Consider the following 26844-nt stretch of genomic DNA (forward strand, 5'->3'; position numbering starts at 1 on the left):
CCCTGGTTCGACGAGACCGGCGGTGAGAGTTCCTGGCTCCCGGGGCTACCTACCCCGGTGACAGTGGCGGGACCGCGCCGGATTCGCACCGGCTTCCTCTCCTGCCGCCGTATATGGCTCCGGCAGTCCACCATGCTGTTGGAAGGGCCGTCAACTTGCTGTTGACCTGCGGGGACGGAGTGTGCTGATGCCCACACGCGAGGGGGCGGAGGGGTCACGCGGACGTGGGGTGCGGGACGGCGATCCGTCCCGCACCCCACGCTCGGTTCAACTGGCGGCCGGTCAGGCCACGATCAGATAGATCCCGTACGCCACCGCCGCCGCGCAGGCCGCGAAGCAGGTGTAGGCGCCGGTCAGGGCAAGGGGCGCGGAGCCGCCCTGGGCGGTGGCGCGTTCACGCCGGGAGAGGCCGACGATGCCGAGGGTGAAGACCGCCACCAGGGCGACGGTGGCGCCGAGGCTGACGCCGAAGACGGAGCCGAGGGCTGCCCAGTCGATGTGCATGCTGATTCGTTCCTTCGTGTCCGGGGCGCGGGCTCAGACGGCGGCGGCGGGCGGTGTCGCCGGGTCGGACTTCACGATCGGGGCCGGGTTCACGGGGGGCGAGAGGATCGTCGCCGTGAGGCCCTCGGAGAGGGCGACCGACGGGGGCGGCGGGGTCACGGCGGCGATCGCGGTGGTGATCACGCCGGCCGGTTCGTCGACCTCGTTGACGTTCGAGGCGTCGACGACCTGGCGGCGGGAGAGCAGCCAGATGCCGGCGCTGGACGCGACCAGGAAGACGGCCACCAGCGCGGTGCCCCAGTCGCCGAGGTCGGTCACGGACTCGGCGAGCGCGCCGACCAGCGCGGCGGCCGGCAGGGTCAGACCCCAGGCGACGAACATCCGGGTGGCGGTCGACCAGCGGACGACCCCGCCCTTGCGGCCGAGACCCGCACCCATCACCGAGCCGGAGACGGCGTGCGTGGTGGAGAGGGAGAAGCCGATGTGCGAGGAGGCCAGGATGACCGCGGCCGCGCTGGTCTGGGCGGCGAAGCCCTGCTGCGGCCGGAGGTCGGTCAGGCCCTTGCCCATCGTGCGGATGATGCGCCAGCCGCCGATGTACGTGCCCATCGCGATGGCGAGGCCCGCGGAGAGGATGACCCAGGTGGGCGGGTCCGAGTCGGGGGCGATGGAGCCTCCGGCGACCAGGGCGAGGGTGATGATGCCCATCGTCTTCTGCGCGTCGTTCGTGCCGTGCGCCAGCGAGACCAGCCCGGCGGAGGCGATCTGGCCGACGCGGAAGCCCTTGTCGGCGGCCTTGCCGGCCGAGTTCCGGCTCAGGGCGTACGAGAAGCGGGTGGCGAGCATCGCCGCGAGGCCCGCGACGATCGGGGCGGCGACCGCCGGCAGCAGCACCTTGGTGACGAGGACGTCGCCGTGGACCGCGCCGGTGCCGGCCGAGGCGATGGTGGCGCCGATCAGACCGCCCATGAGGGCGTGCGAGGAACTGGACGGCAGTCCGACGAGCCAGGTCACCAGGTTCCAGAGGATCGCGCCGACGAGGGCGGCGAAGATGACCTCGGGACGGATTCCGCTCTCGTCGACGAGCCCCTTGGAGATCGTGTTGGCGACCTCCACGGAGAGAAAAGCGCCCACCAGGTTGAGGGTGGCCGACATGGCCACCGCGACCTTGGGCTTGAGGGCACCGGTCGAGATGGTGGTGGCCATCGCGTTGGCGGTGTCGTGGAAACCGTTCGTAAAATCGAACGCGAGTGCGGTGATTACCACAATCGCGAGGATCAGCGAGAAGTTTTCCATTTACCCAGGCAATCGTTCGAGGTCATCGGCGCGTTGACCGTAGGCAACCTGGGTGAACGGAAGATGAACTGAGGGGGTATCGGTGGTGTCCGGATTGCCTAGTATCCGCGGGCGAACTTCTTCAGTTGGCTCACCGTCCCGTTGAAGAGATTCTGATCACCCGGCAGGCTCCCGCTGTTGTCGTACTGCCAGAAGGTCCAGTACGACCATCCGGCGGGCAGTGAGCCCGCGTCCGCCGACCCGTGGCGGGCGATCCACAGCGCGTGTGCCGAGGCCAGGGAGCTGTTGTCGCCCGTGCAGGTCTTCCACCACTGGGTGGTGGTGTAGATCACCGGGCGGCGGCCGGTCTCCCGGTTCACCTCGGCGCTGAAGGCCTTGATCCAGCTGACCATCTTGGCCTTGCTCAGGCCGTAGCAGCCGTGTTTCTTGTCGTACGGGTTGTATTCGATGTCCAGCGCGGGCGGCAGCGTCCAGCCGTCCGCCTTCCAGTCGCCGCCGTGTGCCACGAAGTACGCGGCCTGGCTCGCGCCCGACGACCTGTCCGGCAGGGCGAAGTGGTACGCGCCGCGGATGACGCCGGCCTTGCGGGCGCCGTCGTACTGCTGGCCGAAGTACGGGTTGCGGTAGGTGGTCGACTCGGTCGCCTTGACGTAGACGAACGTGGCGCCCTTCGCCTTCGCGCCCGGCCAGTTGACGTTCTTCTGGTGCGAGGAGACGTCGTGGCCCTTCGTCTCGCCCGCGGCGATGCCCGCGGCGGTGGCCGGGATCTCGGTGAGCGCGAGGGTGGTTCCGCCGACGGTGAGCGCGGCGACGGCGGCCGCGGCGAGGCGGGCGCGGGGGTGGGTACGGGGGTGGGTGTTCGGGCGGATGCCGGTGCGGATTCCGGTGCGGACAAGGGTCAGGGACGGTTTGCGATCACGGGCCATGTTTCCCCCGGGAATGGCGGCGCGCACGACAAATCCCCCAGAGGTTATTGGAAGATCTGTCGATGCCGGTCGGTCTCCGGCCAAGCGGCCGGAGTGGGTGGTTGGCACCCATATGTCATCTTTCGGATGCGCGCCTTCCGGCCTAAAGTGCCTTCGCCCGAACGTGCGTTGGGGCACCGGCTGACAGGATCGCGGCATGGCTGAGCAACGGCGGGACCAGCGGGGCGGGCGCGACGCCCGGGAGAGTGCGGGAGCTGCGGGGGAGACGCGGAGGAGGAGTGTGCGCGCCGAGGAGGCGCACGCCTGGGGCGCGCTCGTCGCGACCGCCCGCCGGACGGTCTCCGACGGCCTGGTCGTCGGCACCTCCGGGAACGTCTCGGTGCGCGTCGGCGACACCCTCCTGGTCACACCCTCGGGCGTCCCCTACGACCGCCTCGCGCCCACCGACACGGTCGGCGTCGACCTCGACGGCCGGCAGGTCCTCGGCACCCTGCTCCCGACGAGCGAACTCCCCATGCATCTCGCCGTCTACCGCAGCACCGACGCCCACGCGGTCGTCCACACCCACGCCGTCCACGCGACGGCCGTCTCGACCCTCGTCCCCGAACTCCCCTCGGTCCACTACATGTCCGGCGCCCTCGGCGGCCCGGTCCGGGTCGCCCCGTATGCGACCTACGGCACCGAGGAGTTGGCCGAGAACATGCTCCACGCCCTCGCCGACCGCTCCGCCTGCCTCCTCCAGAACCACGGCACGATCGCCTACGGCACCTCCCTGGACCAGGCGTTCGACCGCACGGCCCAGCTGGAGTGGATGTGCCGACTGTGGCTGACGGCGTCATCGGTACCGGGTCTGTCACCGACGTTGCTGACGGGGGATCAGGTGGCTGAGGCGGGGGAGCGGTTGCGGGGGTATGGGCAGGGTGGCGCGCGGCGGGGTGAGGGGTGAAGCGCGCGGACGGGTGAGGGGTGAGCGCGCGGCAGGGTGAGAGGGAGGGGGGTGAGCGTGCGGCGAGGTGAGGGGGAGGGGGGTGAGCGTGCGCCTGGCGCCCGCTCTCACTGGCGCTGTCCCTGCCGCCGCCACCGAGGCATCCCGGCCCCGCGCACCTCCGCCCGGCACCCCTAAGCAGCACCAGCCCCCACCGACACCGTCCCTTCCAGCACCGAAACACCCCGCCCCGACACCTCCCCGCCCAGAACCCCGAGCCCCGAGCTCTCTCCGGCTGGCCGGTAACCGGGTCCCCCGGGACACTGGACCCGTGCGCACAGTCAAAGCGACGGCCGCGGCCGTCTCCGTGGCCCTCGCGGCCGGTGCGGCCGGCGTCGCCGTCGGCCGGTACGCCAGTGACGCCGCGCTGAAGGCGCCGCCGGGCCGCCCGCTGCCGGGCGAACCCCGGCTCACGGTGCACTCCACCGCCGCCGGGCAGATCACACTCACCCGGGACCTCGCGTCCCTGCGCCCCGGCACCTACGGCCTCGCCGGTGACGGCTCCCACGCGGTCGTCGGCCCTGTCGTCGACTCGGCGTCCCCCTCCGCCGACGCGGTCGTACGCCGCCTGGAACGCGTCACCCACGGCACCCTGCGCCCCGGTGACAAGGTGCGGCTCACCCCGAACGTCCACGTCGGCAACCCGAGCGCCGCCCTCGGCCTGGACCACGCCGACATCGACATCCCCGGCGAACTCGGCTCCCTGCCCGCGTGGTTCGTGCCCGGCGCGCGGAGCACCTGGGTGATCGCGGTGCACGGCCTGGCCGCGACCCGCGAACTCTCCCTGAACATCATGGAGTTCCTGCACCGCAGCAGCTTCCCGGTGCTCGCCCTCGCCTACCGCGGCGACCTGGGCGCACCCCGCAACCCCGACGGCCTGGGCCACCTCGGCGAGACCGAGTGGCGCGACCTGGACGCGGCGATCCGCTACGCCGTGCGCTACGGCGCCGAGCACGTCGTCCTGTACGGCTGGTCCACCGGCGCCACCATGGCCCTGCGCGCCGCCGCCCACTCCGCGCTGCGCGACCGCGTCTCCGGCCTGGTGCTGGACTCGCCGGTGCTCGACTGGGAGACGACGCTGCGCGCCCTCGCCACCGCCCGGCACACCCCGGGCGCGCTGCTGCCGCTGGCGGTCCGCGCCGCCCAGGGCCGCACCGGTCTGCACGGCGACCGCATCGCCGAGGCCGCCGACCCGACCCGGCTCAGGGTCCCGACGCTGATCTTCCACGGCCCGGACGACACGGTGGCCCCCTGGACGCTCTCCCGCCGTTTCGCCGCCCACCGCCCCGACCTGATCACCCTCCAGCCGGTCGCCCACGCCCCGCACGGCGCGATGTGGAACGCCGACCCGGCCGGATACGAGGAGATCCTGCGCCGCTTCCTGACGCCGCTGATGTGAGCCGACGTGATCCGTGCACCGTTGATGCGATCCACGCACCGCCGACGCGATCCGAACACCGCTGATGCCATCCGCGCATCGCCGAGGTGACTCGCACACCGCCGAGGTGACCCGCGCGCCGCTGACGTGATCCACCGGCCCGCACCGGGCGCCCCCCTTCACCACCCCGGGCTCCCACCCCCACCACACCCCGCCGACCTTCCGTTTAGCCCTGTACCACTGGCCTGATCCCGGTCCCCAGCTGCCCGCGAGACCCCGTGCCTTGGCCATCCCCGTCGCCCGCCGTGACATTCCGTTTGGGTTTTCGGACCGTCAACCGGAAGACTGCACCCGTGACGTCCCGTATCCCGCGCGACTCCAGGCTTCGACTCGTCCGCCCGCGACCCCTGGCCGCCGCCCCCCGAGCGATGAACCAGCGGCGCTCGCGCCGCCCCGCACCCCGCCCTCCGGAGGGCACACCGGCCCCCGCGGAACTGGCCAGAATGGCACGCTCCGGCCTGGCCGGAGCCGCCCGCGTCGCCCACTGGGCCGACGCCGCACTACGCCCCGGCCGTGACAGCGCGAGCCCCGACGGCAAGGGCACCCTCTCCGACTCGACCGCCGAACTCGCGGCCGAGGAGCTGGGCCTGACCCCGGCTCAGGTCCGCGCCGACTGGGACACCGCCCGCCTCGCCGGCCTCGTCGAGGTGCACGGCGACGAGGCCCGCCCCGGTTGGCGGCTGCGCGCCTGGAACCGCGACGACAGCGCCGTACTGCGCGGTTGGGTCGCCCTCTTCGACGCCTGGTCGCTCGCCCATCCGGAACCCCGGGAGCACGAGCCCTCAGCCGTCGCCGAGGTCGTCTCCGCCATGCCTCAGGTGCTCTCCTTCCTCCAGCTGTCCGCCGGCCCCGTCCCCGTCGAACAGCTCCTCGACCTCCTCGGCCAACGGGTCACCGAACTGCGCACCGAACGCTGCGAGATCCCCTACGGCCCCCAGCCCGAACCCGTCCAGCAGCCCCCGGCCGCCGACACCTCCATCGACACTCCCCTCGACCCGCTCCTCGACTGGGCCCTGCACGCCCTCGCCTCCGTCGGTGCCCTCACCTACGGCGACGCCCAGGCCACCCTCACCCCGCTCGGCAGCTGGGCGGTCTGGGTCAAGCTGGAGCAGATCTGCGTGGCCGCGCAGAGCCCCGCCGGGAACATCGAGCAGTCCGCCGAGGACATGCTCCGCGGCTGCTCCCAGCTCCGCCCGAACGCCGCCCGCGCCGAGTACCGCGCCTGGCTCGCCGCCCGCACCGTGGGCACCGCCGTCGGCCAGCTGATCGACGCCGCCCGCGGCGAGGACGCCCTGCTGCGCGGCCTCGCCTTCGAGGCGCTGCGCGTCGTCGGCGCCCCGGCCGAGCCCGACGTCCGCGCCGTCGCCGACGAGGCCACGCTGCGGCCGTACGCCCTGCTGTGGCTCGCCGAGCACGACGGGATCGACCCGGAGGACGCCCACGAGGTCCTCACCCGCGAGGAGGCCACCTGGTTGTGGGTCGACAGCGCCGCCGCCGTCGCCGACCACGGGGAGGCCCCGCTGCTGGTGCGCCACCTGGAGTCCGCGATCCAGCCGACCGTCCCGATGCTCCTCGACGAGGTGCGCGCCGTCGGCCATCCCCGCACCGTGCAGGTCCTCGTCGCGCTCGCCGCCGCCCACCCCGACCCGGCACTCGCCAAGGCCGTACGCCGGGCGGCCTTCCAGGTGCACACGGGGGGAAGCTAGGCGGGCTCAGGTCCCTGTCTTCGGTCTCTCCGGCAGCTCCGGAGCGTATGTACCGAAGCTCCAGATGTTGCCCTCGGCGTCCCGGGCCATGTAGTCCCGCGATCCGTAGTCCTGGTCCGTCGGGGGCATCAGGATCTCCGCGCCGTGCTCCACGGCCCGCCGGTGATGGGCGTCGACGTCGTCCACGACGATGTACACCCCGGCGGGACCCGCGCTCTTCATCGCCTCGTCGAAACGGCCGCCGCGGCCCTTGGAGCCGAGCATCACCGCTCCGTCACCCTGCACCAGCTCGGCGTGCATCACCGAGCCGTCCTCGCCTTCGTACACCGCCAGCTCGGTGAAGCCGAAGGCCTCCGTGAGTTGCCGGATCGCCGCCTTCGCGTCCGTGTACAGCAGGGACGGGTAGATGGACGGGTGGATGCCGGGACGCCCGCTGTCCTTGCCTGCCATGCCGATCACTCCCTTGTGCATCGGGTGTTTTTCGATGTTCTGAGTGCTTTCGACGAGTCTTGCACCCGCCACTGACAACGCCCCGCGAGCTGGGCACAGTGACCGGCTCACCGCAGTCCTGCCGTCAGCGGAAGGTGTTGCACTGCGCCATGTCCCCGGTCCGGTACCCCTGGTAGAACCACTGCTGCCGCTGCGCCGCCGACCCGTGCGTCCAGCTCTCCGGTGTCACCCGGCCCTGGAACCGCTCCTGGATCCGGTCGTCGCCCACGGCCGCCGCCGCGTCCAGGCCGTCCTTGATGTCGGCGTCCGTGAGGCTGGTGATCAACGGCCGCCCGGTCGACTCGTCCTTCGTGGTGGTCGCGTGGTGCGCCCAGACCCCGGCGTAGCAGTCCGCCTGCAGTTCCACCTTCACCGCGTTGCTGTTCGCACCGGTCCGCCCGTCCTGCGACCTGCCGAGCGTGCCCATCAGGTCCTGCACGTGGTGCCCGTACTCGTGCGCCACGACATAGGCCTGCGCGAACGGCCCGCCACTGGAGCCGAACTTCGTCCGCAGCTCGTCGAAGAACCCCAGGTCCAGATAGACCTTCCGGTCACCGGGGCAGTAGAACGGCCCCACCGCGGAGGTCGCCGTCCCGCACGCGGTGGCGACCTGCCCGCTGAAGAAGACCGTCGGCGACCGCGTGTACGTACCGCTGCGCCGCCGGAACTCCTCCGTCCAGAAGTCCTGCACGCTGTTGACCACCGCCACGATGCGGCAGTCCTCCTTGGTGTTCGCGTCCTGCCCGGTACGGCAGGACGACTGCACCTGGGCCAGCGAGGACGCGGTGGCCGCCGGTGAGTCGCTCCCCGACGACAACCCCAGGTTGTCCGGACCGACACCGAAGAAGAGCCCGAGCAGCAGCGCGATCAGCCCCGCGAGGCCACCGCCCACGGTCGTCCGGCCACCGGGAATCCGGCTGCCGCGCACGTCCTGCACCTCGGAGGTGTCCAGATTCGCGTCGTCGTCGAACTGCATGGCGTCATCCTCGCCCGCCGCTCCCGGTAGGGCGCCGGACGAGGGGCCGAACGGGGGACGCCCCCGGCCCCGCCCACCGAGCCCGCACGCACGCGCGTGCCGTACGTCACGGTCCGGGCGCCGCTCGTCTCCCGGCACAGGACCGCCCGGCCCAGCTCATCGCCGTGGACGACCCGTACCGGATCACCGCGGGCGGCCGGACCCATGACAATGACCTGCCGCGCACAGGAAAAGCGCTTGCACGGCCCCGTTAGACTTGGCCCATGGCCATTCTCCTCGCGCATTAGACGGCGGGAACGTCCTCAGCCGCCCCTTCCGCCTACGACCCCGCTCTGGAGTCTGACCGTGATCTCCGCCTCCGGTATCGAGCTGCGCGCCGGTGCCCGCGTCCTCATCGAGTCCGCCACCTTCCGTGTCGCCAAGGGCGACCGCATCGGTCTGGTCGGGCGCAACGGCGCCGGCAAGACCACCCTGACCAAGGTCCTGGCCGGCGAGGGCCAGCCCGCCGGCGGCACCGTCACCCGCTCCGGCGAGGTCGGCTACCTCCCCCAGGACCCCCGCACCGGCGACTTGGACGTGCTCGCCAGCGACCGCATCCTCTCCGCGCGCGGCCTGGACACCCTGATCCGCAAGATGCGCGAGAACGAACAGCGCATCGCCAACGGCAGCGGCGCCACCCGCGAGAAGGCCATGCGGCAGTACGAGCGCCAGGAGACGGAGTTCCTCACCAAGGGCGGGTACTCCGCCGAGGCCGAGGCCGCCACCATCGCCGCCGCGCTGAACCTCCCGGACCGGGTGCTCGGCCAGCCGCTCCATACGCTCTCCGGCGGTCAGCGCCGCCGTATCGAGCTGGCCCGCATCCTGTTCTCGGACGCGGACACGCTGCTCCTCGACGAGCCCACGAACCACCTCGACGCCGACTCGATCGTCTGGCTGCGCGACTACCTGAAGACGTACCGCGGTGGCTTCATCGTGATCTCCCACGACACCGACCTCGTCGAGACCGTCGTCAACAAGGTGTTCTATCTGGACGCCAACCGCGCCCAGATCGACTACTACAACATGGGCTGGAAGCTCTACCAGCAGCAGCGCGAGGCCGACGAGAAGCGCCGCAAGCGTGAGCGGCAGAACGCCGAGAAGAAGGCCGCCGCCCTGCACTCGCAGGCCGACAAGATGCGCGCCAAGGCCACCAAGACGGTCGCCGCGCAGAACATGGCCAAGCGCGCCGACCGGCTGCTCGCCGGGCTGGACGCGGTGCGCGTCTCCGACAAGGTCGCCAAGCTGCGCTTCCCGGAGCCCTCGCCCTGCGGCAAGACCCCGCTCATGGCGGAGGGCCTGTCGAAGTCGTACGGCTCCCTGGAGATCTTCACCGACGTCGACCTGGCCATCGACAAGGGCTCGCGCGTCGTCATCCTCGGCCTGAACGGCGCCGGCAAGACGACCCTCCTGAAGCTCCTCGGCGGCGCCGAGAAGCCCGACACCGGTGAGGTCATCGAGGGCCACGGCCTCAAGCTCGGCTACTACGCGCAGGAGCACGAGACCCTCGACCCGGAGCGCACGGTCCTGGAGAACATGCGCTCCGCCGCCCCCGACCTGGACCTGGTCGAGGTCCGCAAGACACTCGGCTCGTTCCTGTTCTCCGGAGACGACGTCGACAAGCCGGCCGGGGTCCTCTCCGGCGGCGAGAAGACCCGCCTCGCGCTCGCCACCCTCGTGGTGTCGTCCGCGAACGTCCTCCTCCTGGATGAGCCGACGAACAACCTGGACCCCGCCAGCCGCGAGGAGATCCTCGGCGCGCTGCGCACCTACAAGGGCGCCGTCGTTCTCGTCACCCACGACGAGGGCGCGGTGGAGGCGCTCCAGCCGGAGCGCATCATCCTGCTGCCGGACGGCGTCGAGGACCTGTGGGGCGCGGACTACGCGGATCTCGTCGCGCTCGCCTGACGGACGGTGCCGCTTGACCGAATGCTTGATCCACGGCGTATGGATCATTCGGCCTACCGGTGATCCACCATCTGTGTGAGATCTCCTCGTACCGAGGTGTGTCGTACACCGATTTCCCGGCCGAGTCCTTTATCGACAAGGGCTCGGCCGTCCTGCGTCTCTGACCAGGTACTTCGCGGAACAACTCGTTCGGCCGTACGGACAGGACCCTCAGGAATTCCACATTCCACTTGTGGGGACGCACTCCTGTCGTCAAAACCTTGTCTTACGGACCTTGCCGAATGGGTGGCCATGAACGCTTGGAGGGGTGATCATGAGGAGACCAAGAGCGCACTTCCCATGAGGAGGCACGGGTGGCCGAGACTCTGAAGAAGGGCAGCCGGGTAACCGGCGCCGCGCGCGACAAGCTCGCGGCAGACCTGAAGAAGAAGTACGACTCCGGTGCGAGCATCCGAGCGCTGGCCGAGGAAACCGGCCGCTCGTATGGCTTCGTCCACCGGATGCTCAGTGAGTCGGGCGTCACGCTCCGTGGGCGTGGCGGGGCGACGCGGGGCAAGAAGGCTTCGGCCTGACCCCGGGTGGCTCATCGGCTTCGATGGTGGCCACCCGGTCGGACGACTGACCGACCGGGTGGTTACTGTGCAGTCACTTAGCTCTGCTCTGCTGACCGCACACATCGGAGGCGCCCCATGGCTTCGCCCGAACAGGACGACAAGGACCTCGGTCCCGTACTCGACAAGGACGGCGTACGGCTCACCGTCGACGACGCGATCGCCACGGTGACGCTGACCAACCCGGCCAAACGCAACGCTCAAAGTCCTGCTCTCTGGCGGGCGTTGGCGGAGGCCGGACGGTTGTTGCCGGGCACCGTCCGTGTCGTGGTGCTGCGGGCCGAGGGCAAGTCCTTCTCGGCCGGACTCGACCGGCAGGCGTTCACGCCCGAGGGCTTCGACGGCGAACCGTCGTTCATCGACCTCGCGCACAGCAGTGACGCCGTGCTGGACGGGACCATCGCCGAGTACCAGGCGGGTTTCACCTGGTGGCGACGCAGCGACATCGTGTCCATCGCCGCCGTCCAGGGACATGCCATCGGGGCCGGATTCCAACTTGCCCTCGCCTGTGACCTGCGCGTCGTCGCCGACGACGTGCAGTTCGCCATGCGCGAGACCAGCCTCGGACTCGTGCCCGACCTGACCGGCACGCATCCGCTGGTCGGGCTCGTCGGCTACGCCCGCGCGCTGGAGATCTGCGCGACCGGGCGCTCCGTCCTGGCCGCGGAAGCCGTCAGCACCGGCCTCGCGAACATCGCCGTACCCGCCGACCAGGTCGAGGACGCCGTACGCGACCTGACGACCGCCCTCCTGGCCGCACCGCGCGACGCCGTCATCGAGACCAAGGCGCTGCTCCAGGGCGTCCAGGGCCGTGCTTACGACGACCAGCGCGCCGCCGAGCGCGCCGCCCAGGCACGACGCCTGCGGGACCTGGCCGGCGTCGGCGAATAAGACCGTCAGCCCGCCCTGCCGTCAGTCCACCTTGGTGACCAGTACGGCCACCGTCGGGTGATCCGGCAGCGCCTCGCCGACCCTCGCACGGACCTCCCGAGCCACATCCAGGGCCCGGTGGTCCGCGCGCACCGCGAGTTCCACGCGCGCGTGGGGGGGTGACAGCGCCCCCACGCGCGCGACCTCCTCGATGTGCACCGCCCGGCCCAGGCCGCCCAGCGTGCCGGTCAGCCGGGCCACGCCCGCGACGGCGAGCGCGGTCGCGGCGACCAGGGACTCGTCGTCGCCGTCAACACGGTCAACATCGTCCACGCGATCAATGTCATCAACATGGTCAATGTCGGCAGTGGGCGCGCGATCCGCATCGTCCACATGGTCGACATCGTCAAGGACGTCAACGTCGTCCATATGGTCCAGCAGGACCGTCACCTGTAGATCAATCTCGTCCACCACCAGACCGAGCCGCTCCGCCGCGGCCGTCGCCAGGGCCGTACGCAGCCGGGACGCCGTTGCCGGCAGGGGCTCGTCCGCCACGGCGGCGAAGTCGGCCGTGATCCGCAGCGGCCCGGGCGGCAGCGCACCCGGCGGAGGCGGTACGGCGGGCTCCTGCGCGTCCTCCGGATCGGCGAGCGCGATCCGCAGCGCGCCCAGCCGCACGCCCCGTACGTGCTGCGCCGCGCCCCGGAGTACGTCCGCCGCCGCCCGCTCGGCGATCCACGCGCCGTCCCGCCGGTCACCCAGAGGCAGCAGCCTGCCGAGCCGCAGTTGATGCCGTACCGCCCGCCTGCCGCCCACCACCGCCCTATTCGAAGGCGCTTCGCGCCGCCCCTGATTCCCAGTCCACGCGTCCGCCGTCATTCCTCCAGCCTGCAGCATGTCCAGCGCGAGACCGAGCAACCGCACTTACCGTGGTCGAAGGACGACGACCGAAAGGGACGTACGGCGATGACCGACATGACGGAGCGGAACCGGACCCAGGGCCCCGACGGCGAGCGGGAGCCCGTACAGACCCGTAAACCCCCCACCAAACGCGGCGGCGGCGATCCCGCGTCCCGGGGGCGGACCACCATCGCCGACGGCGTCGTGGAGAAGATCGCCGGGCTGGCCGCCCGGGACGTCCTGGGCGTGCATGCCATGGGCAGCGGACTGTCCCGCACCTTCGGAGCCGTGCGCGACCGGGTGCCCGGCGGTACGAAATCGGTGTCCCGGGGCGTGAAGGCCGAGGTCGGCGAGGTGCAGACCGCGCTCGACCTGGAGATCGTCGTCGACTACGGGGTGTCGATCGCGGACGTGGCCCGGGCCGTACGGGAGAACGTCATCGCCGCCGTGGAACGGATGACCGGCCTCGAAGTCGTCGAGGTCAACATCGCGGTCAGCGACGTGAAGCTGCCGGACGAAGAGGACGAGGAACCGGAGCCCCGACTCCAGTGACCGAGCCGGCGAACGAACCCATGAGCGGGCCGACGAACGAGCTGAGGAGCGCAGGATGAGCAGGGCCGTGGTCGGCATGATCGCCGGAATGGCACTGGGCTTCGCCGGATACTTCGGCGGGTTCGGGGCCTTCCTGCTGGTGGCGGCCCTGGGCGCCGTCGGGTTCGTCGTCGGCCGGTTCCTGGAGGGGGACCTGGAACTCGGCGACTTCTTCCGCTCGCGTGACGACCGGCGGCGATGACGCCCGTGAGCGGCGGTGACGGAGCGGTCGACGAGCGCGGCAGGCCCTCGGCGGCCGTCGCGTCCGGCGAGCGGGGCGCCACCCGGATCGCCGACCGGGTCGTGGCGAAGATCGCCGCGCAGGCCGCGCGCGAGGCGCTCGGACCGCTGCCCCCGGAGGCCGCGTCGCCGCATGCCACCGTCGTCGTACACCACGAATCGGTACGCGTACGCGTGCACCTCGAACTCGACTATCCGTGCGACATCGGCGACCGCTGTTTTCAAGTGCGTCGACAGGTGGTTCAGCGGGTACGCGCGTTGGTGGGCATGGACGTGCCCGAGGTCGCCGTCCACGTGGAACGGCTGCATCCGGCACCGTCGCACCGCGCGGCACAGGGGAGGACGCGATGAGCGAGCCCCAGGGCTCCGAAGGCACGACCCAACGACTACCGGTCATCGAGAAGGAGACCGATCCGGGGCGGGGCGGATACGTCCCGGCGGCGGACCACGATCCCGTACCCGTGGTGGGGGAGGGGAAGGACGGCCGCTTCTGGTCGGCACGCCGCGTCCCCGCGGCCGTCGTCGCCGTTCTGCTGCTCGTCGGCGCGGGCGCACTGCTCTACGACGTCACCGCCGTGCGCGCGGAGCGGCCCGCCGCGCACTGGCGCCGCGAACTGGCCCGGCAACTCGCCGAACGGCCCCTCGACGACACCTGGGTGCTCGTCGGCGCCGGCATCGCCGCCGCCCTCGGCCTCTGGCTGATCGTGCTCGCCCTCACGCCCGGCCTGCGCCAGGTGCTGCCGATGCGCCGCACCCACGCCGACGTCCGGGCCGGCCTGCAACGCGCCGCCGCCGCGATGGTGCTGCGCGACCGGGCCATGGAGGTCTCGGGCGTGCAGTCGGTCCGCGTGCGGACGAGCCGGACGAAGGCCGACGTCCGCGCGGTGTCGCATTTCCGTGAACTCGACGACGTACGGGCCGACTTGGACGCCGTGCTCGGCGACGCGATCACCGGGCTCGGACTGGCCCGGCCGCCCGCGCTGTCGGTGCACGTCGGCCGTTCCGGACGGAAGGGGTGAAGGCGGTGCTCAGGGTCGTCAACCGTGTGGTGATCGGTGTCGTGGGCCTCGTACTGGCCGTGCTGGGCGGCTCCGTACTGGCCATCGGCCTCGGCGCGAAGCCGCCCTCCTGGTGGATCTACGACGGGCGCCACGACGTCCTGCTCAGCGACGCCCGGCGGGCCCGCTGGCGGGGCGACGGCTGGTGGTGGCCGACGGTCCTCGCCGTGCTCGCCGTCCTCGTCCTGCTCGCCCTGTGGTGGCTTGTCGCGGTGCTACGGCGCCGCCGGCTCACCGAGGTCGCCGTCAGCACCGGCGACGGCGAGGGCGCGCTGCTGCGGGGCCGGGCCCTGGAGGGCGTCCTCGCCACCGACGCGGGCGCCCTGGACGGCGTCGCCCACGCGCACGTGCGGCTCGCCGGCACCCGCACGGCCCCCGAGGCCCGCGTCCAGCTCAGCCTGGAACCGCACGTAGACCCCGGAGTCGCCCTCGACCACCTGACGGCCAACGCCCTTTCCCACGCCCGCGATTCGGCGGGCCTGGAGACGTTGCCGACGGAGGTCCGCCTGACGGGCGTCAAGCACCGCGCGGAGAGGGTGAGTTGACGTGATGGTTCGTCAGAACCCGTGCCGCATCCCACCGTCCACCGGCACCATGATCCCCGTCAGGTAGGACGCGGCCGGCGACAGCAGGAACGCCGCCACCCGCCCGAACTCGTCCGAAGTCCCGTACCGCCGCAGCGGAATCCGCGACTCGTTGGCCGCACGCGTGGCCTCCGGGTCCGCGGACAACCCGTCCAGCTCGCGCACGCGATCCGTGTCGATGCGGGCCGGCAGCAGCCCCACGACACGGATGCCGCGCGGCCCCAGCTCGTCCGCGAGGGACTTGGCGAAACCGGCGAGACCGGGCCGTAGCGCGTTCGAGATCGTCAGCCCGGGGATCGGCTCGTGCACCGATCCGGACAGCACGAACCCGATGACACCGCCCGCCTCCAGCTCTTCGGCCGCCGCGCGGGCGAGCCGCACCGCGCCCAGGAACACCGACTCGAACGACGCCTGCCACTGCTCGTCGGTGCTGTCGGCGACGAACCCGGGCGGCGGCCCGCCGACGCTCACGAGGATGCCGTCGAAGCGCCCGAAGCGGTCACGCGCGGCGTTGATCAGCCGGGCCGGCGCCTCCGCGTCGGCGTTGTCGACGGCCACGCCGACCGCGTTCGGTCCCAGCTCCGCCGCCGCATCCGCGGCGCGCTTCTCGTCGCGCCCCGTGACGACCACCTTCGCGCCGTCGGCCACCAGCTCGCGCGCGGAGGCGTTGCCCAGCCCGCGGGTGGCTCCGGTGACGACGTACACCCGGTCCCTCAGTCCAAGATCCATGGTCCCTATCCTGCCTCCTCGTCCCCGAACAGGGTGAGGGCGGTGTTCACCAGGCCGATGTGGCTGAAGGCCTGCGGGAAGTTGCCCAGCTGGCGGCCGGCCACGGGGTCGTACTCCTCCGCGAGCAGCCCCACGTCGTTCGCGAGCCCCACCAGCCGCTCGAAAAGCACCCGGGCCTCCTTCTTGCGGCCCGTCATGTGGAGTGCGTCCACGAGCCAGAAGGAGCACGCCAGGAAGGCGCCCTCGTCGCCGGGCAGTCCGTCCACGGGGGTGTCGGCTGCGGTGTCGTAGCGGCGTACGAAGCCGTCGTGGCCCAGGGCCTCGCGGACCGCGTCGACCGTGCCGACGACCCGTGGATCGTCGGGCGGCAGGAAGCCGAAGCGGGGGATGAGCAGCAGGGCGGCGTCGAGTTCCTGCGAGCCGTAGTACTGCGTGAACGTGTTGCGCACCGGGTCGTAGCCCTGCTCGCACACGTCCCGGTGCACCGCGTCCCGCAGCTCGCGCCAGCCCTCCAGGTCGCCGGGCAGGTCGGCGTACTCCTCCAGGGTGCGGACGGCCCGGTCGGCGGCCACCCACACCATGACCTTGGAGTGCACGAAGTGCCGGCGCCCGCCGCGCACCTCCCACAGGCCCTCGTCCGGCTGCTGCCACTGCGCGCGCAGCCACTCCAGGAGGACGGCCTGGAGCGACCACATGTGCGGCTTGGGCGACAGGCCCGCGCGGCGCGCCAGCCACAGGGAGTCCAAGACCTCGCCGTACACGTCGAGCTGGAGCTGGTTGACGGCGCCGTTGCCGATCCGCACGGGGGCCGAACCGGCGAAGCCCGAAAGGTGCGGCAGCTCGAACTCGGGGAGCCGCCGCTCGCCCGCCACGCCGTACATGATCTGAAGGTCCGCCGGATCGCCCGCGACCGCGCGCAGCAGCCAGTCGCGCCAGGCCTCGGCCTCCTTGTGATAGCCCGCGGCGACCAGGGCGCCCAGGGTGAGGCTCGAGTCGCGCAGCCAGCAGTAGCGGTAGTCCCAGTTGCGGACGCCGCCCATCTCCTCGGGGAGTGACGTCGTGGCCGCGGCGACGATGCCGCCCGTCGGGCGGTAGGTGAGCGCCTTGAGGGTGATCAGGGACCGTACGACCGCGTCCCGGTAGGGGCCGTCGTAGCGGCAGCGGGCCGCCCAGCGCCGCCAGTCCGCGACGCTGGTGCGCAGCGACTCGTACGGGTCGACGAGCGCCGGACGGGGCTCGTGCGAGGGATGCCAGGTGAGGACGAAGGCGACCTTCTGGCCGGCCTCGACGGTGAACTCCGAGAGGGTGCTGAAGTCCTCGCCCCAGGTGTGCACTTCGGGTTCGCTGCGCAGCCACACCGAGTCGGGTCCTGCGACGGCCACCCGGTGCCCGTCGGACCTGCGCACCCACGGCACGACCGCGCCGTAGTCGAAGCGGAGGCGGAGCCTGCTGTGGACGGTGACCTTGCCGCTGATGCCTTCCACGATGCGTACGACGTCGGGGGCGCGGTGGCGCTGGGGCATCAGGTCGGTGACGCGGATCGTGCCCTCGTCGGTCTCCCACTCCGTGTCCAGGACCAGGGTGTCGGGGCGGTAGGCGCGGCGGGTGCAGCGGTCCGCGCCCTTGGGTGCGATGCGCCAGTGGCCGTTGTTCTCGTCGCCGAGCAGTCGGGCGAAGCAGGCGGCCGAGTCGAAGCGTGGCAGGCACAGCCAGTCGACCGAGCCGTCCATGCCGACCAGGGCCGCGGTCTGTTCGTCGCCGATGAGGGCGTAGTCCTCGATACGTGGGTGCACGGGGTGCGGGTTCCCTGCCTGTCGGTGAGGCAATCAAGGTTCGGGGCCGGGCGGGTGAAGAGAAGTCCGGCTCACACGGTCGCGGGCTCGGCCTCCGCCGTCTCTTCTTCCTTCGCCGCCGCCTCCCGGCGGTCGCGGGCCTCGCGGCGGGCGAGGACCACGTAGCCGACGGGGACGGCCGCCGCGAACAGCCACCACTGGATCATGTACGCGTAGTTCAGCGGGGCGTCTTCCTTGCCCGGGTCGGAGATCTGCTCCGGCGTGTCGCCCTTCGCCTCAGGCGCGGTCTGCTCGACGTAACCGCCGAGCACCGTGGCGTGCAGGCGCCGCGCCTGCTCCTCACTGTTGATCAACATGATCTGGCGGTCGGGCAGGCCCTTGATGTCCTTGATGCCGCTGGCCGCGGTCGTCTCGTCGGCCATCAGGCGCCCGGTGATGGTGGTCTTTCCGGCCGGCGGTGCGGGGATCTTCGGGAACGCGGTCTGCGCGCCGGTCGCCGGGATCCAGCCGCGGTTGACCAACACCACCTTGCCGTCCGTCAACACGAACGGGGTGAGGACGTGGAAGCCGACCTCGTCGTCGTCATTGGTACGACGCCGGACGACGACTTCTTTGGAAGTCTCGAAGGTGCCCGTCGCGGTGACGGTGCGGTATTTCTCGGTACGGGTCACCGCGTGCCCGGGGGTGCTGATCGTCTCCACGGGGACCGGCTTCGCGCGCAGCGCGTTCGTGACCAACTGGTTCCGGGCGCTGCGCATCTCGTAGCGGTGCATCTGCCAGATGCCCAGCCTGATCATCGTGGGGATCAGGAGAAGGGTGATCAACGCGAGGATCACCCACTGCCGGGACATCAGGAAGCGGTACACCCCACTGACGGTACCTGGCACGGATCGGCCCTCGACGGGAGGGTCCCGCCGAGGGCTGTAGCCCCGCAGCGGCGGGGAGCACACGACCGAGTTGCACGGTCGAGGGGTCTACCGTGGATCACCCCCGCGCGGGCGGGGAGCACGCTCACACCTTGTCGACGATCCCCACCATCCCCTCCGCCCGCGCGCAGTGGCCCCCGCAGAACCAGCGGCCCTCCACCTCCACGCCCTGCCCGATGATCTGCACCCGGCAGTGCTCGCAGATCGGGGCCATGCGATGGATCGCGCAGGAGAAGCAGTCGAAGACGTGCACCGCGCCCTGCGCGTGCACCTCGAAGCTCATGCCGTAGTCATTGCCGCACACTTCACATCTCGCCATGCGCCACAGGGTGGGCCGTCCGCCCGGCACGGGCGAGCGGGCGCCGGGCGAGTCGTACGACAATCACCCGTCCGTACGGTCACCAGGGCGCCGTCAGTCCGCCGCCTCGACGTCCCGCAGCAGCTGCCCGAACGCCGCCTCGTCCACCACAGGTGTGCCGAACTGCCGTGCCTTGACCACCTTCGAGGTGCCCGAGTCCGGGTCGTTCGTGACGAGCAGGCTGGTCAGCCGGGACAGGCTCGTCGCGACATGCAGCCCGGCCTCCACGGCCCGGTCCTCCAGCAGCTCGCGCTCGATGGACGTGTCCCCGGAGAACGCGATCCGCATCCCCTGCTTGAGCGGCCTGCCGTCCTCGAACCGCCCCGGGTTCGGATGCGGGCACGCGGGCCGCTTGCGCGCGGGGCGCCAACTGCCCGCCCCGTAGCCGCTGTAACCGCCCGCCTGCTGGCCGATCCGGGGTGCGGGCCGGTCGGCGGTCCACTCGGTCAGCGGCCGGCACTCGTGCAGCGGCAGCCGTACGCCGCCCTGGGCCGCCGCGCGCAGGCTCGGCCGGAACGCCTCGGCGAGCACGCGCGCGTCGTCCAGCGCGTGGTGCGCGCGCTGCTGGACGACGCCGAAGTGCGCTGCCAGGGACTCCAGTTTGTGGTTGGGCAGCGGCAGGCTCAGCTCCTTCGACAGGGCGATGGTGCACAGCCGCTGCCGGACCGGGGGCTCGATCTGCACGCGCGCGTACTCCCGCGCGATCATCTGCCAGTCGAAGACCGCGTTGTGCGCGACCAGAACGCGGCCCTCCAGGCGGGTCGCGAACTCCTCGGCGATGTCCTTGAAGAGGGGCGCTCCCTCCAGGACGTCACTCGTCAGACCGTGGATCCACACGGGGCCGGGATCGCGCTCCGGGTTGACCATCGTGTACCAGTGGTCCTCGACCTCGCCGAGCGCGTCCAGACGGTAGACGGCCGCGGAGATTATCCGGTCGTCCCGGGCCAGGCCGGTGGTCTCCACGTCAACTACCGCATACCCCTGGGGATATGCGGCCGGCCACGGAGTGGCTGCGGACACTGTCGGCGAGTGGTCTTCGAGCATGGTCACTGAGGATACGGGCCGTCACTGACAGCCCTGTCCCACAGGTGCCTTGTCCCGGCCGCCCGTTCGGGTCCGCCGAACGCACGCGCGCGTGGCTATGGACCTTTTGCCCGCCCGGTGCAAGCGTGCTGCCCGCCTGACGGATGACGGCCTACGAAGGGCGGTACGGCGTATGGCACGCGTACGGTACGGCGCACGGACCGAGGCGGAGATCGCCGCCGCACGCACAGCGAGCTCCAAGCTCCCCGACATCTGGTCCACCGGTGTGGTGGCCGTCTGGGAGAGCGACCCGGACGCGGTCGCGGCGGTCCTCCCGCCGCCCCTCAAACCCACCGGGCGGCCCTTGGTCCGGGTGAACATCAGCAAGGTCGAACTGACCGGATACCCCCTGGGCGCGGGCTCGTTCGCGGTCGCCGCCGCGCACGAGGGCGTCGAGGGCTGGTATCCGCTGGTGATGCCGATGACCCACGAACGGGCCCTCACCGGCGGCCGCGAGGTCTTCGGAGAGCCCAAGAAACTCGGCGAGGTGACCGTCGAACGCGTCGGCCTCGTCGTGCACGCGTCCCTCGCCCGGCACGGCATCGCCTTCGTGGAGGTCCGCGGCGCGATCAGCGAGGAACTGCCCCTCCCGGGGCCGACGCAGAAGACCGACTTCTACTTCAAGTTCCTTCCCGCGGTGGACGGTTCGGGCTTCGACGTCGACCCCGTGCTCGTGCACTGCCTGCGCAACGAGAAGGTCCGCCGCCTGGAACGCGTCACCGGGGACGTCGTCCTGCGCGAGTCCATGTACGACCCGGTCGCCGACCTCCCCGTGCGCACCCTCGTCGACATCACCATCGGCGAGAAGACCAGCGACCAGCGCGGCCGGGTCGTCGAACGGGTCGACGCGCAGGCCCTGTTGCCGTACATCCACCAGCGCTACGACGACCCGCAACAGGTCCATGACGGACCGCCCGAGGGGAGCGTCTGATGGAGCTGAGGGAAGGTCAGGTCGCCGTCGTCACCGGGGCCGCGAGCGGGATCGGGCTCGCGATGGCGCGGCGGTTCGCCGCCGACGGGCTCAAGGTGGTGCTCGCCGACGTCGAGGGGGGCGCCCTCGACAAGGCCGCCGCCGATCTGCGCGCCGACGGTGCCGATGTGCACGCGCGCGTGGTCGACGTCGGCGTACGTCAACAGGTCCTGGATCTCGCCGAGTCGGCCTACGACACGTACGGCGCCGTCCACGTCCTGTGCAACAACGCGGGGGTCGGCTCGGGCGCCGAGGGCCGCATGTGGGAGCACGAACCGAACGACTGGCAGTGGGCGTTCGCCGTCAACGTGTGGGGCGTCTTCCACGGCATCCAGGCGTTCGTGCCGAGGATGATCGAGTCGGGTCAACCCGGTCATGTCGTCAACACGTCCTCCGGGGACGGCGGTATCGCCCCGCTGCCCACCGCCTCCGTGTACGCCGTCACCAAGGCGGCCGTCGTGACGATGACCGAGTCCCTGTACGCCCATCTCAGGGCGGAGCACGCGCGCGTGGGTGCCTCGGTGCTGTTCCCGGGGCCGCACATGCTGCGCACGGGCCTGTGGGAGTCGCACCGCAACCGGCCCGACCGGTTCGCGAAAGAGCGGCCCCGTAGGACCCCTTATCGCAGCCTCGACCAGTGGGAGACCGCGATGAAGGCGGCGGGCAAGGAGGTCGCCTTCACGCCCGTCGAGGAGGTCGCCGACTTCGTCGTGGACGGCATCCGCGCGGACCGCTTCTGGCTGCTGCCCGAGAGCGAGCACAGCGACGCCCAGATCCGGGCGAGGGCGGGCTCGATGCTCGACCGGGCGAACCCGTCGTACCTAGAGAGCTTCATCCTGGACTGAGGGGGCTGTTGTGACCGACCAGGAGCCGTACCTGATCATCTCCTCCGACTGCCATGCCGGACTGCCCACCGAGGAGTACCGGCCCTATCTGGACGCCCGGTTCCACCGGGACTTCGACGAGTTCCTCGCGGGACGCGACCGGCGCCGCGAGGAGATGACCCGGCTCGGCATCCGCAACGAGGCGTTCGCGGCCAAGTGGTTCCAGGACAACGAGGAGGGCCTGCGCGGGGGTTGGGACACCACGCAGCGCCTCAAGGAGCTGGACGGGGACGGGGTGGCCGCCGAGGTGGTCTTCCCGGACGCCGATGCCGTGGACAGCCAGACGGCCGCGCCCTTCGGGGTCGGTCTCGGCCTTTCCGGGGACCAGGACCCGGAGTTGGGCATGGCGGGCGCCCAGGCGCACAACCGCTGGCTCGCCGACTTCGTCTCCGAGAACCCCGAACGGCACTGCGGGGTCGCCCTGTTGCCCGTGACGGCGCCTACGGAGAAGGTCGTCGCGGAGATCCACCGCGCCAAGGAGTCGGGCCTCGGCGCCCTGATGATCCCCTCCATGTGGGTCGACAAAGAGCCCTACCACGACCGCCGTTACGACCCGGTGTGGGCGGCCGCCGCCGAGTGCGGGATGCCCGTGCTCACGCACTCCGGGGCGGCTCCCAGGCACGAGTACGGCGACCATCTGGGCATCTATGTGAGCGAGGTGACCTGGTGGCCCGCCCGGCCGCTCTGGTTCCTTCTCTGGTCCGGGGTCTTCGAACGTCACCCGGGCCTCAAGTTCGGTGTGGCGGAGTCGGGTTGCTGGTGGCTGCCGAACCAGCTCTGGTTCATGGACCGGCTCTACCTGGGCGCCCACGGCGGCAAGAAGCTGTCGCCCTTCGCCGAGCTGAAACGGCCGCCGAGCGAGTACCTCGACCGGCAGGTCTTCATCTGCGCCACCAACACCAAGCGCCGCGAACTCGCCCAGCGGTACGAGATCGGCGTCGACAACATCCTCTGGGGCAGCGACTTCCCGCACCCCGAGGGCACCTGGCCCGACACGCGCGCGTGGCTGCGCCGTACCTTCCACGACATCCCGGTGGACGAGACCCGCCGCATGCTGGGCCTGGCGGCGGCCGACGCCTTCGGCTTCGACGTGGCGGCCCTGGAGCCGCTGGCCCGCCGGATCGGCCCGACCCCCGCCGAACTCGGCCAGCAGGACGACCAGGCGGCCGTGACGGCCTCCTGGGCGCGTTCGCGCGAGGTCGGGCGGCACTGGCTGACCGACCACGACTTCCCGGTCCTGGGGGCGACGCCATGACCTCCATGGGCTCTGCGGGCTCCACGGGCTCCCTGGGTTCCGACGGCGCGGACCGGTACACGGTGATCTCCGCGGACTGCCACGCGGGCGCCGATCTCCTGGACTACAGGCCCTACTTGGAGAAGCGGTACCACGACGAGTTCGACGCGTGGGCGGCCACGTACGTCAACCCGTACGAGGACCTGGTCGCCGACACGGCCGACAAGAACTGGAACTCCGAGCGGCGGATCGCGGAGCTGGAGCAGGACGGGATCGTCGCGGAGGTCGTCTTCCCGAACACCATCCCGCCGTTCTTCCCGTCCGGCTCCCTGATGGCACCCGCGCCCACCGCCGAGGAGTTCCGGCGCCGGTGGGCCGGCCTGCGCGCCCACAACCGCTGGTTGGCGGACTTCTGCGCGGCCGCGCCGGGCCGGCGGGCGGGTGTCTTCCAGATTCTCCTGAACGACGTCCAGGAGGCCGTCCAGGAGATCCGGTGGGCGGTCGAAGCGGGCCTCCGGGGCGGCCTGTTGCTGCCCGGCACCCCGCCGGGCTCGGGACTGCCGGAGCTGTACTCGTCGACGTACGACCCGATCTGGGCCGTGTGCGCGGAACTCGGCGTCCCCGTCAACCACCACGCGGGCTCGGCCTCCCCGCCCCTGGGCGACGAACCGGCCGCCCGCGCGGTGTACATGGTCGAGACGACCTGGTTCTCGCACCGTGCCCTGTGGCACCTGATCTTCGGCGGCGCCTTCCGCCGTCACCCGGATCTGAAGCTGGTGCTGACCGAGCAGGGTTCCGGCTGGATACCCGGGGTGCTCGACATGCTGGACTACTACCACGGGCGCCTGGTCGCGGCGGCCACGAAGGCATCGACGGCGGAGTCCAAGTTCGGCGCGGGGCTTGCCACTTCGATGGGCAAGGGTCCCTCGGAGGTATGGCGCGACAACTGCTTCGTGGGCGCCAGTTTCATGCGCCCGCACGAGGTGCCCCTGCGCGAGCGCATCGGCATCGAGAAGATCATGTGGGGGAGCGACTACCCGCACGACGAGGGCACGTACCCGTACTCCAGGGAGGGACTTCGCTTCGCCTACGCGCGCGTGCCGCGCGACGAGGTCGCGGCGATGATCGGCGGCAACGCGGCCCGCGTGTACGGCTTCGACCTCGACGCCCTGGACCCGATCGCGGCGAAGGTCGGCCCCACGGTGACCGAGATCGCGGAGCCCCTCGCCGAACCACCGGCGGGCGCGACGAGCCCGGTGTTCGCGCGGGGAGCGTCGGTACGGGTGTGGTGACAGCGGGGGTGGAATCCTCCGGGGGTGACTGAAACCAACGGCGCGTCCCACTCCGAGGCCCACGGCGGCAGCCTCGGCTCCCGGCTGAACTGGCTGCGGGCCGCGGTCCTCGGCGCGAACGACGGCGTCCTGTCGACCGCCGGTCTCGTCGTCGGCGTCGCCGGTGCCACCTCCGACCGCTCGGCGCTGCTGACGGCCGGCCTCGCGGGTCTCCTCGCGGGTTCCATGTCGATGGCGGCGGGGGAGTACGTGTCCGTATCGACGCAGCGCGACTCGGAGAAGGCCGCCCTGGCCCAGGAGAGGCGCGAGCTGAAGGAGCAACCCGAGGCCGAACTGGAGGAGTTGACCGAACTCCTCCAGGACCGCGGCCTGACCCGCGACGTGGCCATGGAGGCGGCGGTCCAGCTCACCGAACGCGACGCCCTGCGCGCCCACGCGCGCGTGGAGCTCAACATCGACCCCGACGACCTCACCAACCCCTGGCACGCGGCCTGGGCGAGCTTCCTGTCCTTCACGGCGGGTGCCCTCCTGCCCCTCCTGGCGATCGTCCTGCCCCCGGCCGGCTGGCGCCTCGGCGTCACCGTGGTCTCGTCCCTGGCCGCCCTCGTCTTCACCGGCTGGAGCAGCGCGCGGCTGGGGGCGGCCGACCCGAGGCCGGCGATGCTGCGGAACGTCGCCGGGGGCGCGCTGGCGATGGCGGTGACGTACGTGGCGGGGACGGTCCTGGGAGCGGCCGGGGTCTGACCGGTTGGCGGAGATCGCCAACAAGCAAGCGCGTACTCCAGGTAATACTTGTGGGTAACAACGTCTAGGCGTGGCCGATTTACGGTCCTACGGTTCATCCATGCCGAACCTGCCCGACGCCGTGCTCTGGTCGATACCCGCCTTCGTGCTGCTCACCGTGATCGAGATGATCAGCGTGCGCGTCCATCCCGACGAGGACGCGGCGGGCTACGAGACGAAGGACGCCGTCACGAGCGTCGGCATGGGGCTCGGGAGCCTCGTCTTCGACTTCCTCTGGAAGATCCCGATCGTCGCGATCTACACGGCGATCTACGAACTCACCCCGCTGCGCGTGCCCGTCCTGTGGTGGACGGTCCCGCTGATGCTGCTCGGGCAGGACTTCTTCTACTACTGGTCCCACCGCGGCCACCACGTCATCCGCATCCTGTGGGCCTGCCACGTCGTCCACCACTCCAGCCGCAGGTTCAACCTCACCACGGCCCTGCGCCAGCCCTGGACGACCCTCACGGTGTGGCCGTTCTACGTCCCGCTCATCGCCCTGGGTGTGCATCCCGCCGCGCTGGCGTTCTGCTCCTCGGCGAACCTCGTCTACCAGTTCTGGATCCACACCGAGCGGATCGACCGGATGCCCCGCTGGTTCGAATTCGTCTTCAACACCCCGTCCCACCACCGGGTGCACCACGCCTCCCAGGGCGGCTATCTGGACCGCAACTTCGGCGGCATCCTCATTGTCTGGGACCGGCTCTTCGGGTCCTTCGTGCCGGAGGTCGAGCGGCCTGTCTACGGGTTGACCAAGAACATCAACACGTTCAACCCGATCAAGGTGGCCACCCATGAGTACGTCGCCATCGCCAAGGACCTGAAAGCGGCGACCAGTTGGCGCGAGCGCGCGGGGCGCGTGTTCCGGGGACCGGGCTGGCAGCCGGTGCCCGTCCCGGAGCAGGGCGTTCCGGCCGCAGAGGAGACCGCGGCCGCGTGAACGCACGTAGCGCCCGCCCGGCCGTCTCCCGCGCACTCCTGCCCGTCTTCGCACTGGCCGCCCTCGTGGACCTGCTCTCGCTCGCCGTGGACTACGACCCCGGCCACACCGTCACCAAGCCCCTCCTGATGCCGCTCCTCGCCGCGTACGCGGCCCTGCGCGGCGCACCCCGGCTCCTCGTCGCCGCGCTCCTCTTCGGCTGGGGCGGCGACACGCTGCTGCTCTCCGACACCGACCCCGCCTTCCTCGCCGGCATGGCCTGCTTCGCGGCGGGCCACGTCTGTTACCTCGCCCTCTTCGGGACGTACGGCGGCCGGAAAAGCGCTCCACGCGCGCGTGCCGGCCTCCTCGCCGTCGGGTACGCCGTTGCCCTGGCCGGCACCGTCACGCTGCTGTGGCCGGACCTCCCGGCGGACCTGCGCGTCCCCGTGGCCGGCTACAGCGCCCTCCTCACGGCTATGGCGTGTGCCGCGGCCATCCGGCTGGGCCTCGTCGCCGGGCTGGGCGGGGCGCTCTTCATGGCCTCCGACACCCTCATCGCGACCGGGGTCGCCGACTGGCCGCAGCCGCCCCGGCCCGACTTCTGGATCATGCTGACGTACGTCGCCGCACAGTTCCTGCTGGTCCAGAGCGTGCTCGGCACCCTCGCCGAGCGCCGCGCACCGGCGGCGGCGTACCGTGAAGTGCGCTCGACCACCCCCTGAGCGCACCGCACCAGCACACCCGCGACGAGA

The 26844-nt window shown here is 71.3% G+C and carries 29 protein-coding genes and 1 riboswitch; of the genes, 18 read left to right on the forward strand and 11 right to left on the reverse strand.

What is annotated here, in order from left to right:
- Positions 1-5: 5 nt before the first annotated feature.
- A riboswitch (cobalamin riboswitch) is annotated at positions 6-148 on the reverse strand.
- Positions 149-282: 134 nt separating this feature from the next.
- The 3 genes from OG714_RS39180 to OG714_RS39190 all read right to left on the reverse strand — a co-directional run bounded on the left by OG714_RS39180 (position 283) and on the right by OG714_RS39190 (position 2726).
- Complete coding sequence (locus OG714_RS39180) at positions 283-504, reverse strand: hypothetical protein (RefSeq protein ID WP_406128240.1); 222 nt, start codon at positions 502-504, stop codon at positions 283-285.
- 33 nt (positions 505-537) lie between these two features.
- Positions 538-1800 carry an anion permease gene (locus tag OG714_RS39185; protein WP_406128242.1) on the reverse strand — a complete coding sequence of 421 codons (1263 nt, stop codon included), beginning with the start codon at positions 1798-1800 and terminating at the stop codon, positions 538-540.
- Positions 1801-1898: 98 nt separating this feature from the next.
- Positions 1899-2726 (reverse strand): lysozyme, encoded by an 828-nt coding sequence (locus OG714_RS39190; protein WP_406128244.1) that lies wholly within the window; start codon positions 2724-2726, stop codon positions 1899-1901.
- Between the two features lie 196 nt (positions 2727-2922).
- Here OG714_RS39190 and OG714_RS39195 point away from each other — a divergent pair, with 196 nt between their 5' ends.
- The 3 genes from OG714_RS39195 (at position 2923) to OG714_RS39205 (ending at position 6855) form a co-directional block, all read left to right on the forward strand.
- A complete protein-coding gene (locus OG714_RS39195) occupies positions 2923-3672 on the forward strand; it encodes a class II aldolase/adducin family protein (protein ID WP_406128245.1) in 750 nt (249 codons plus the stop codon).
- Between the two features lie 310 nt (positions 3673-3982).
- Positions 3983-5110 carry an alpha/beta hydrolase family protein gene (locus OG714_RS39200; protein WP_406128247.1) on the forward strand — a complete coding sequence of 376 codons (1128 nt, stop codon included), beginning with the start codon at positions 3983-3985 and terminating at the stop codon, positions 5108-5110.
- A gap of 332 nt (positions 5111-5442) precedes the next feature.
- On the forward strand, positions 5443-6855 hold the full coding sequence (locus OG714_RS39205) for a hypothetical protein (protein WP_406128248.1): 1413 nt from the start codon (positions 5443-5445) through the stop codon (positions 6853-6855).
- Positions 6856-6861: 6 nt separating this feature from the next.
- On the opposite strand, the gene OG714_RS39210 is transcribed toward OG714_RS39205, so the two are convergent.
- Positions 6862-7326 (reverse strand): VOC family protein, encoded by a 465-nt coding sequence (locus OG714_RS39210; protein WP_406128250.1) that lies wholly within the window; start codon positions 7324-7326, stop codon positions 6862-6864.
- Positions 7327-7429: 103 nt separating this feature from the next.
- Complete coding sequence (locus OG714_RS39215) at positions 7430-8320, reverse strand: neutral zinc metallopeptidase (RefSeq protein WP_406128252.1); 891 nt, start codon at positions 8318-8320, stop codon at positions 7430-7432.
- Positions 8321-8665: 345 nt separating this feature from the next.
- Between OG714_RS39215 and OG714_RS39220 the strand changes: the two genes are divergently transcribed.
- The 3 genes from OG714_RS39220 (at position 8666) to OG714_RS39230 (ending at position 11766) form a co-directional block, all read left to right on the forward strand.
- Positions 8666-10264, forward strand: a complete 1599-nt coding sequence (locus tag OG714_RS39220; protein WP_329247078.1) for an ABC-F family ATP-binding cassette domain-containing protein — start codon at positions 8666-8668, stop codon at positions 10262-10264.
- 353 nt (positions 10265-10617) lie between these two features.
- Positions 10618-10836: a helix-turn-helix domain-containing protein gene (locus OG714_RS39225; protein WP_019060653.1), complete on the forward strand. Its 219-nt coding sequence runs from the start codon at positions 10618-10620 to the stop codon at positions 10834-10836.
- 117 nt (positions 10837-10953) lie between these two features.
- A complete protein-coding gene (locus tag OG714_RS39230) occupies positions 10954-11766 on the forward strand; it encodes an enoyl-CoA hydratase/isomerase family protein (protein WP_406128254.1) in 813 nt (270 codons plus the stop codon).
- Between the two features lie 21 nt (positions 11767-11787).
- Here the strand turns inward: OG714_RS39230 and OG714_RS39235 are convergent, their stop codons facing one another.
- The gene (locus tag OG714_RS39235) at positions 11788-12624 is read right to left on the reverse strand and encodes a nucleopolyhedrovirus P10 family protein (protein WP_406128255.1); all 837 of its coding nucleotides are present in this window, start codon (positions 12622-12624) and stop codon (positions 11788-11790) included.
- A gap of 87 nt (positions 12625-12711) precedes the next feature.
- On the opposite strand from OG714_RS39235, the gene OG714_RS39240 reads away from it, so the two are divergent.
- From OG714_RS39240 to amaP, 5 genes are read left to right on the forward strand one after another with little or no spacing between them, the layout of a single operon-like run.
- Positions 12712-13197 (forward strand): Asp23/Gls24 family envelope stress response protein, encoded by a 486-nt coding sequence (locus OG714_RS39240; protein WP_406128257.1) that lies wholly within the window; start codon positions 12712-12714, stop codon positions 13195-13197.
- A 55-nt stretch (positions 13198-13252) separates the two neighbouring features.
- Positions 13253-13438, forward strand: coding sequence for a hypothetical protein (locus OG714_RS39245; RefSeq protein WP_356059081.1), 186 nt, complete (start codon positions 13253-13255; stop codon positions 13436-13438).
- Entirely contained in the window at positions 13435-13827 is a 393-nt protein-coding gene (locus OG714_RS39250; RefSeq protein ID WP_406128259.1) for an Asp23/Gls24 family envelope stress response protein, read from the forward strand. Before OG714_RS39245 ends, OG714_RS39250 begins: the two co-directional genes overlap by 4 nt.
- Entirely contained in the window at positions 13824-14495 is a 672-nt protein-coding gene (locus tag OG714_RS39255) for a DUF6286 domain-containing protein (protein WP_406128261.1), read from the forward strand. The genes OG714_RS39250 and OG714_RS39255 overlap by 4 nt, the downstream gene beginning before the upstream one ends.
- Before the next feature lie 5 nt (positions 14496-14500).
- Entirely contained in the window at positions 14501-15079 is a 579-nt protein-coding gene (gene amaP, locus OG714_RS39260; RefSeq protein WP_406128263.1) for an alkaline shock response membrane anchor protein AmaP, read from the forward strand.
- Positions 15080-15091: 12 nt separating this feature from the next.
- Here the strand turns inward: amaP and OG714_RS39265 are convergent, their stop codons facing one another.
- The 5 genes from OG714_RS39265 to OG714_RS39285 all read right to left on the reverse strand — a co-directional run bounded on the left by OG714_RS39265 (position 15092) and on the right by OG714_RS39285 (position 19968).
- A complete protein-coding gene (locus OG714_RS39265; protein WP_406128264.1) occupies positions 15092-15847 on the reverse strand; it encodes an SDR family oxidoreductase in 756 nt (251 codons plus the stop codon).
- 5 nt (positions 15848-15852) lie between these two features.
- Positions 15853-17640, reverse strand: coding sequence for a glycoside hydrolase family 15 protein (locus OG714_RS39270; RefSeq protein WP_406128266.1), 1788 nt, complete (start codon positions 17638-17640; stop codon positions 15853-15855).
- Between the two features lie 71 nt (positions 17641-17711).
- Positions 17712-18506 carry an SURF1 family protein gene (locus OG714_RS39275; RefSeq protein ID WP_406128267.1) on the reverse strand — a complete coding sequence of 265 codons (795 nt, stop codon included), beginning with the start codon at positions 18504-18506 and terminating at the stop codon, positions 17712-17714.
- A gap of 145 nt (positions 18507-18651) precedes the next feature.
- A complete protein-coding gene (locus OG714_RS39280; protein WP_200686715.1) occupies positions 18652-18885 on the reverse strand; it encodes a hypothetical protein in 234 nt (77 codons plus the stop codon).
- 93 nt (positions 18886-18978) lie between these two features.
- Positions 18979-19968 carry a DEDDh family exonuclease gene (locus OG714_RS39285; RefSeq protein WP_406128269.1) on the reverse strand — a complete coding sequence of 330 codons (990 nt, stop codon included), beginning with the start codon at positions 19966-19968 and terminating at the stop codon, positions 18979-18981.
- 172 nt (positions 19969-20140) lie between these two features.
- Between OG714_RS39285 and OG714_RS39290 the strand changes: the two genes are divergently transcribed.
- From OG714_RS39290 to OG714_RS39320, 7 genes are all read left to right on the forward strand, one after another.
- Positions 20141-20938 (forward strand): acetoacetate decarboxylase family protein, encoded by a 798-nt coding sequence (locus OG714_RS39290; protein ID WP_406128271.1) that lies wholly within the window; start codon positions 20141-20143, stop codon positions 20936-20938.
- Positions 20938-21822: an SDR family NAD(P)-dependent oxidoreductase gene (locus OG714_RS39295; RefSeq protein ID WP_406128272.1), complete on the forward strand. Its 885-nt coding sequence runs from the start codon at positions 20938-20940 to the stop codon at positions 21820-21822. Before OG714_RS39290 ends, OG714_RS39295 begins: the two co-directional genes overlap by 1 nt.
- Before the next feature lie 10 nt (positions 21823-21832).
- The gene (locus OG714_RS39300) at positions 21833-23116 is read left to right on the forward strand and encodes an amidohydrolase family protein (protein ID WP_406128273.1); all 1284 of its coding nucleotides are present in this window, start codon (positions 21833-21835) and stop codon (positions 23114-23116) included.
- A 5-nt stretch (positions 23117-23121) separates the two neighbouring features.
- Complete coding sequence (locus tag OG714_RS39305) at positions 23122-24387, forward strand: amidohydrolase family protein (protein WP_406132105.1); 1266 nt, start codon at positions 23122-23124, stop codon at positions 24385-24387.
- A gap of 24 nt (positions 24388-24411) precedes the next feature.
- Positions 24412-25131, forward strand: a complete 720-nt coding sequence (locus OG714_RS39310; RefSeq protein WP_406128275.1) for a VIT family protein — start codon at positions 24412-24414, stop codon at positions 25129-25131.
- Between the two features lie 100 nt (positions 25132-25231).
- Positions 25232-26110, forward strand: a complete 879-nt coding sequence (locus tag OG714_RS39315) for a sterol desaturase family protein (RefSeq protein WP_406128277.1) — start codon at positions 25232-25234, stop codon at positions 26108-26110.
- Positions 26107-26814 carry a lysoplasmalogenase gene (locus OG714_RS39320; protein WP_406128278.1) on the forward strand — a complete coding sequence of 236 codons (708 nt, stop codon included), beginning with the start codon at positions 26107-26109 and terminating at the stop codon, positions 26812-26814. The genes OG714_RS39315 and OG714_RS39320 overlap by 4 nt, the downstream gene beginning before the upstream one ends.
- Positions 26815-26844 lie beyond the last annotated feature (30 nt).

Source organism: Streptomyces sp. NBC_00989, assembly GCF_045162655.1.
Taxonomy (GTDB): domain Bacteria; phylum Actinomycetota; class Actinomycetes; order Streptomycetales; family Streptomycetaceae; genus Streptomyces.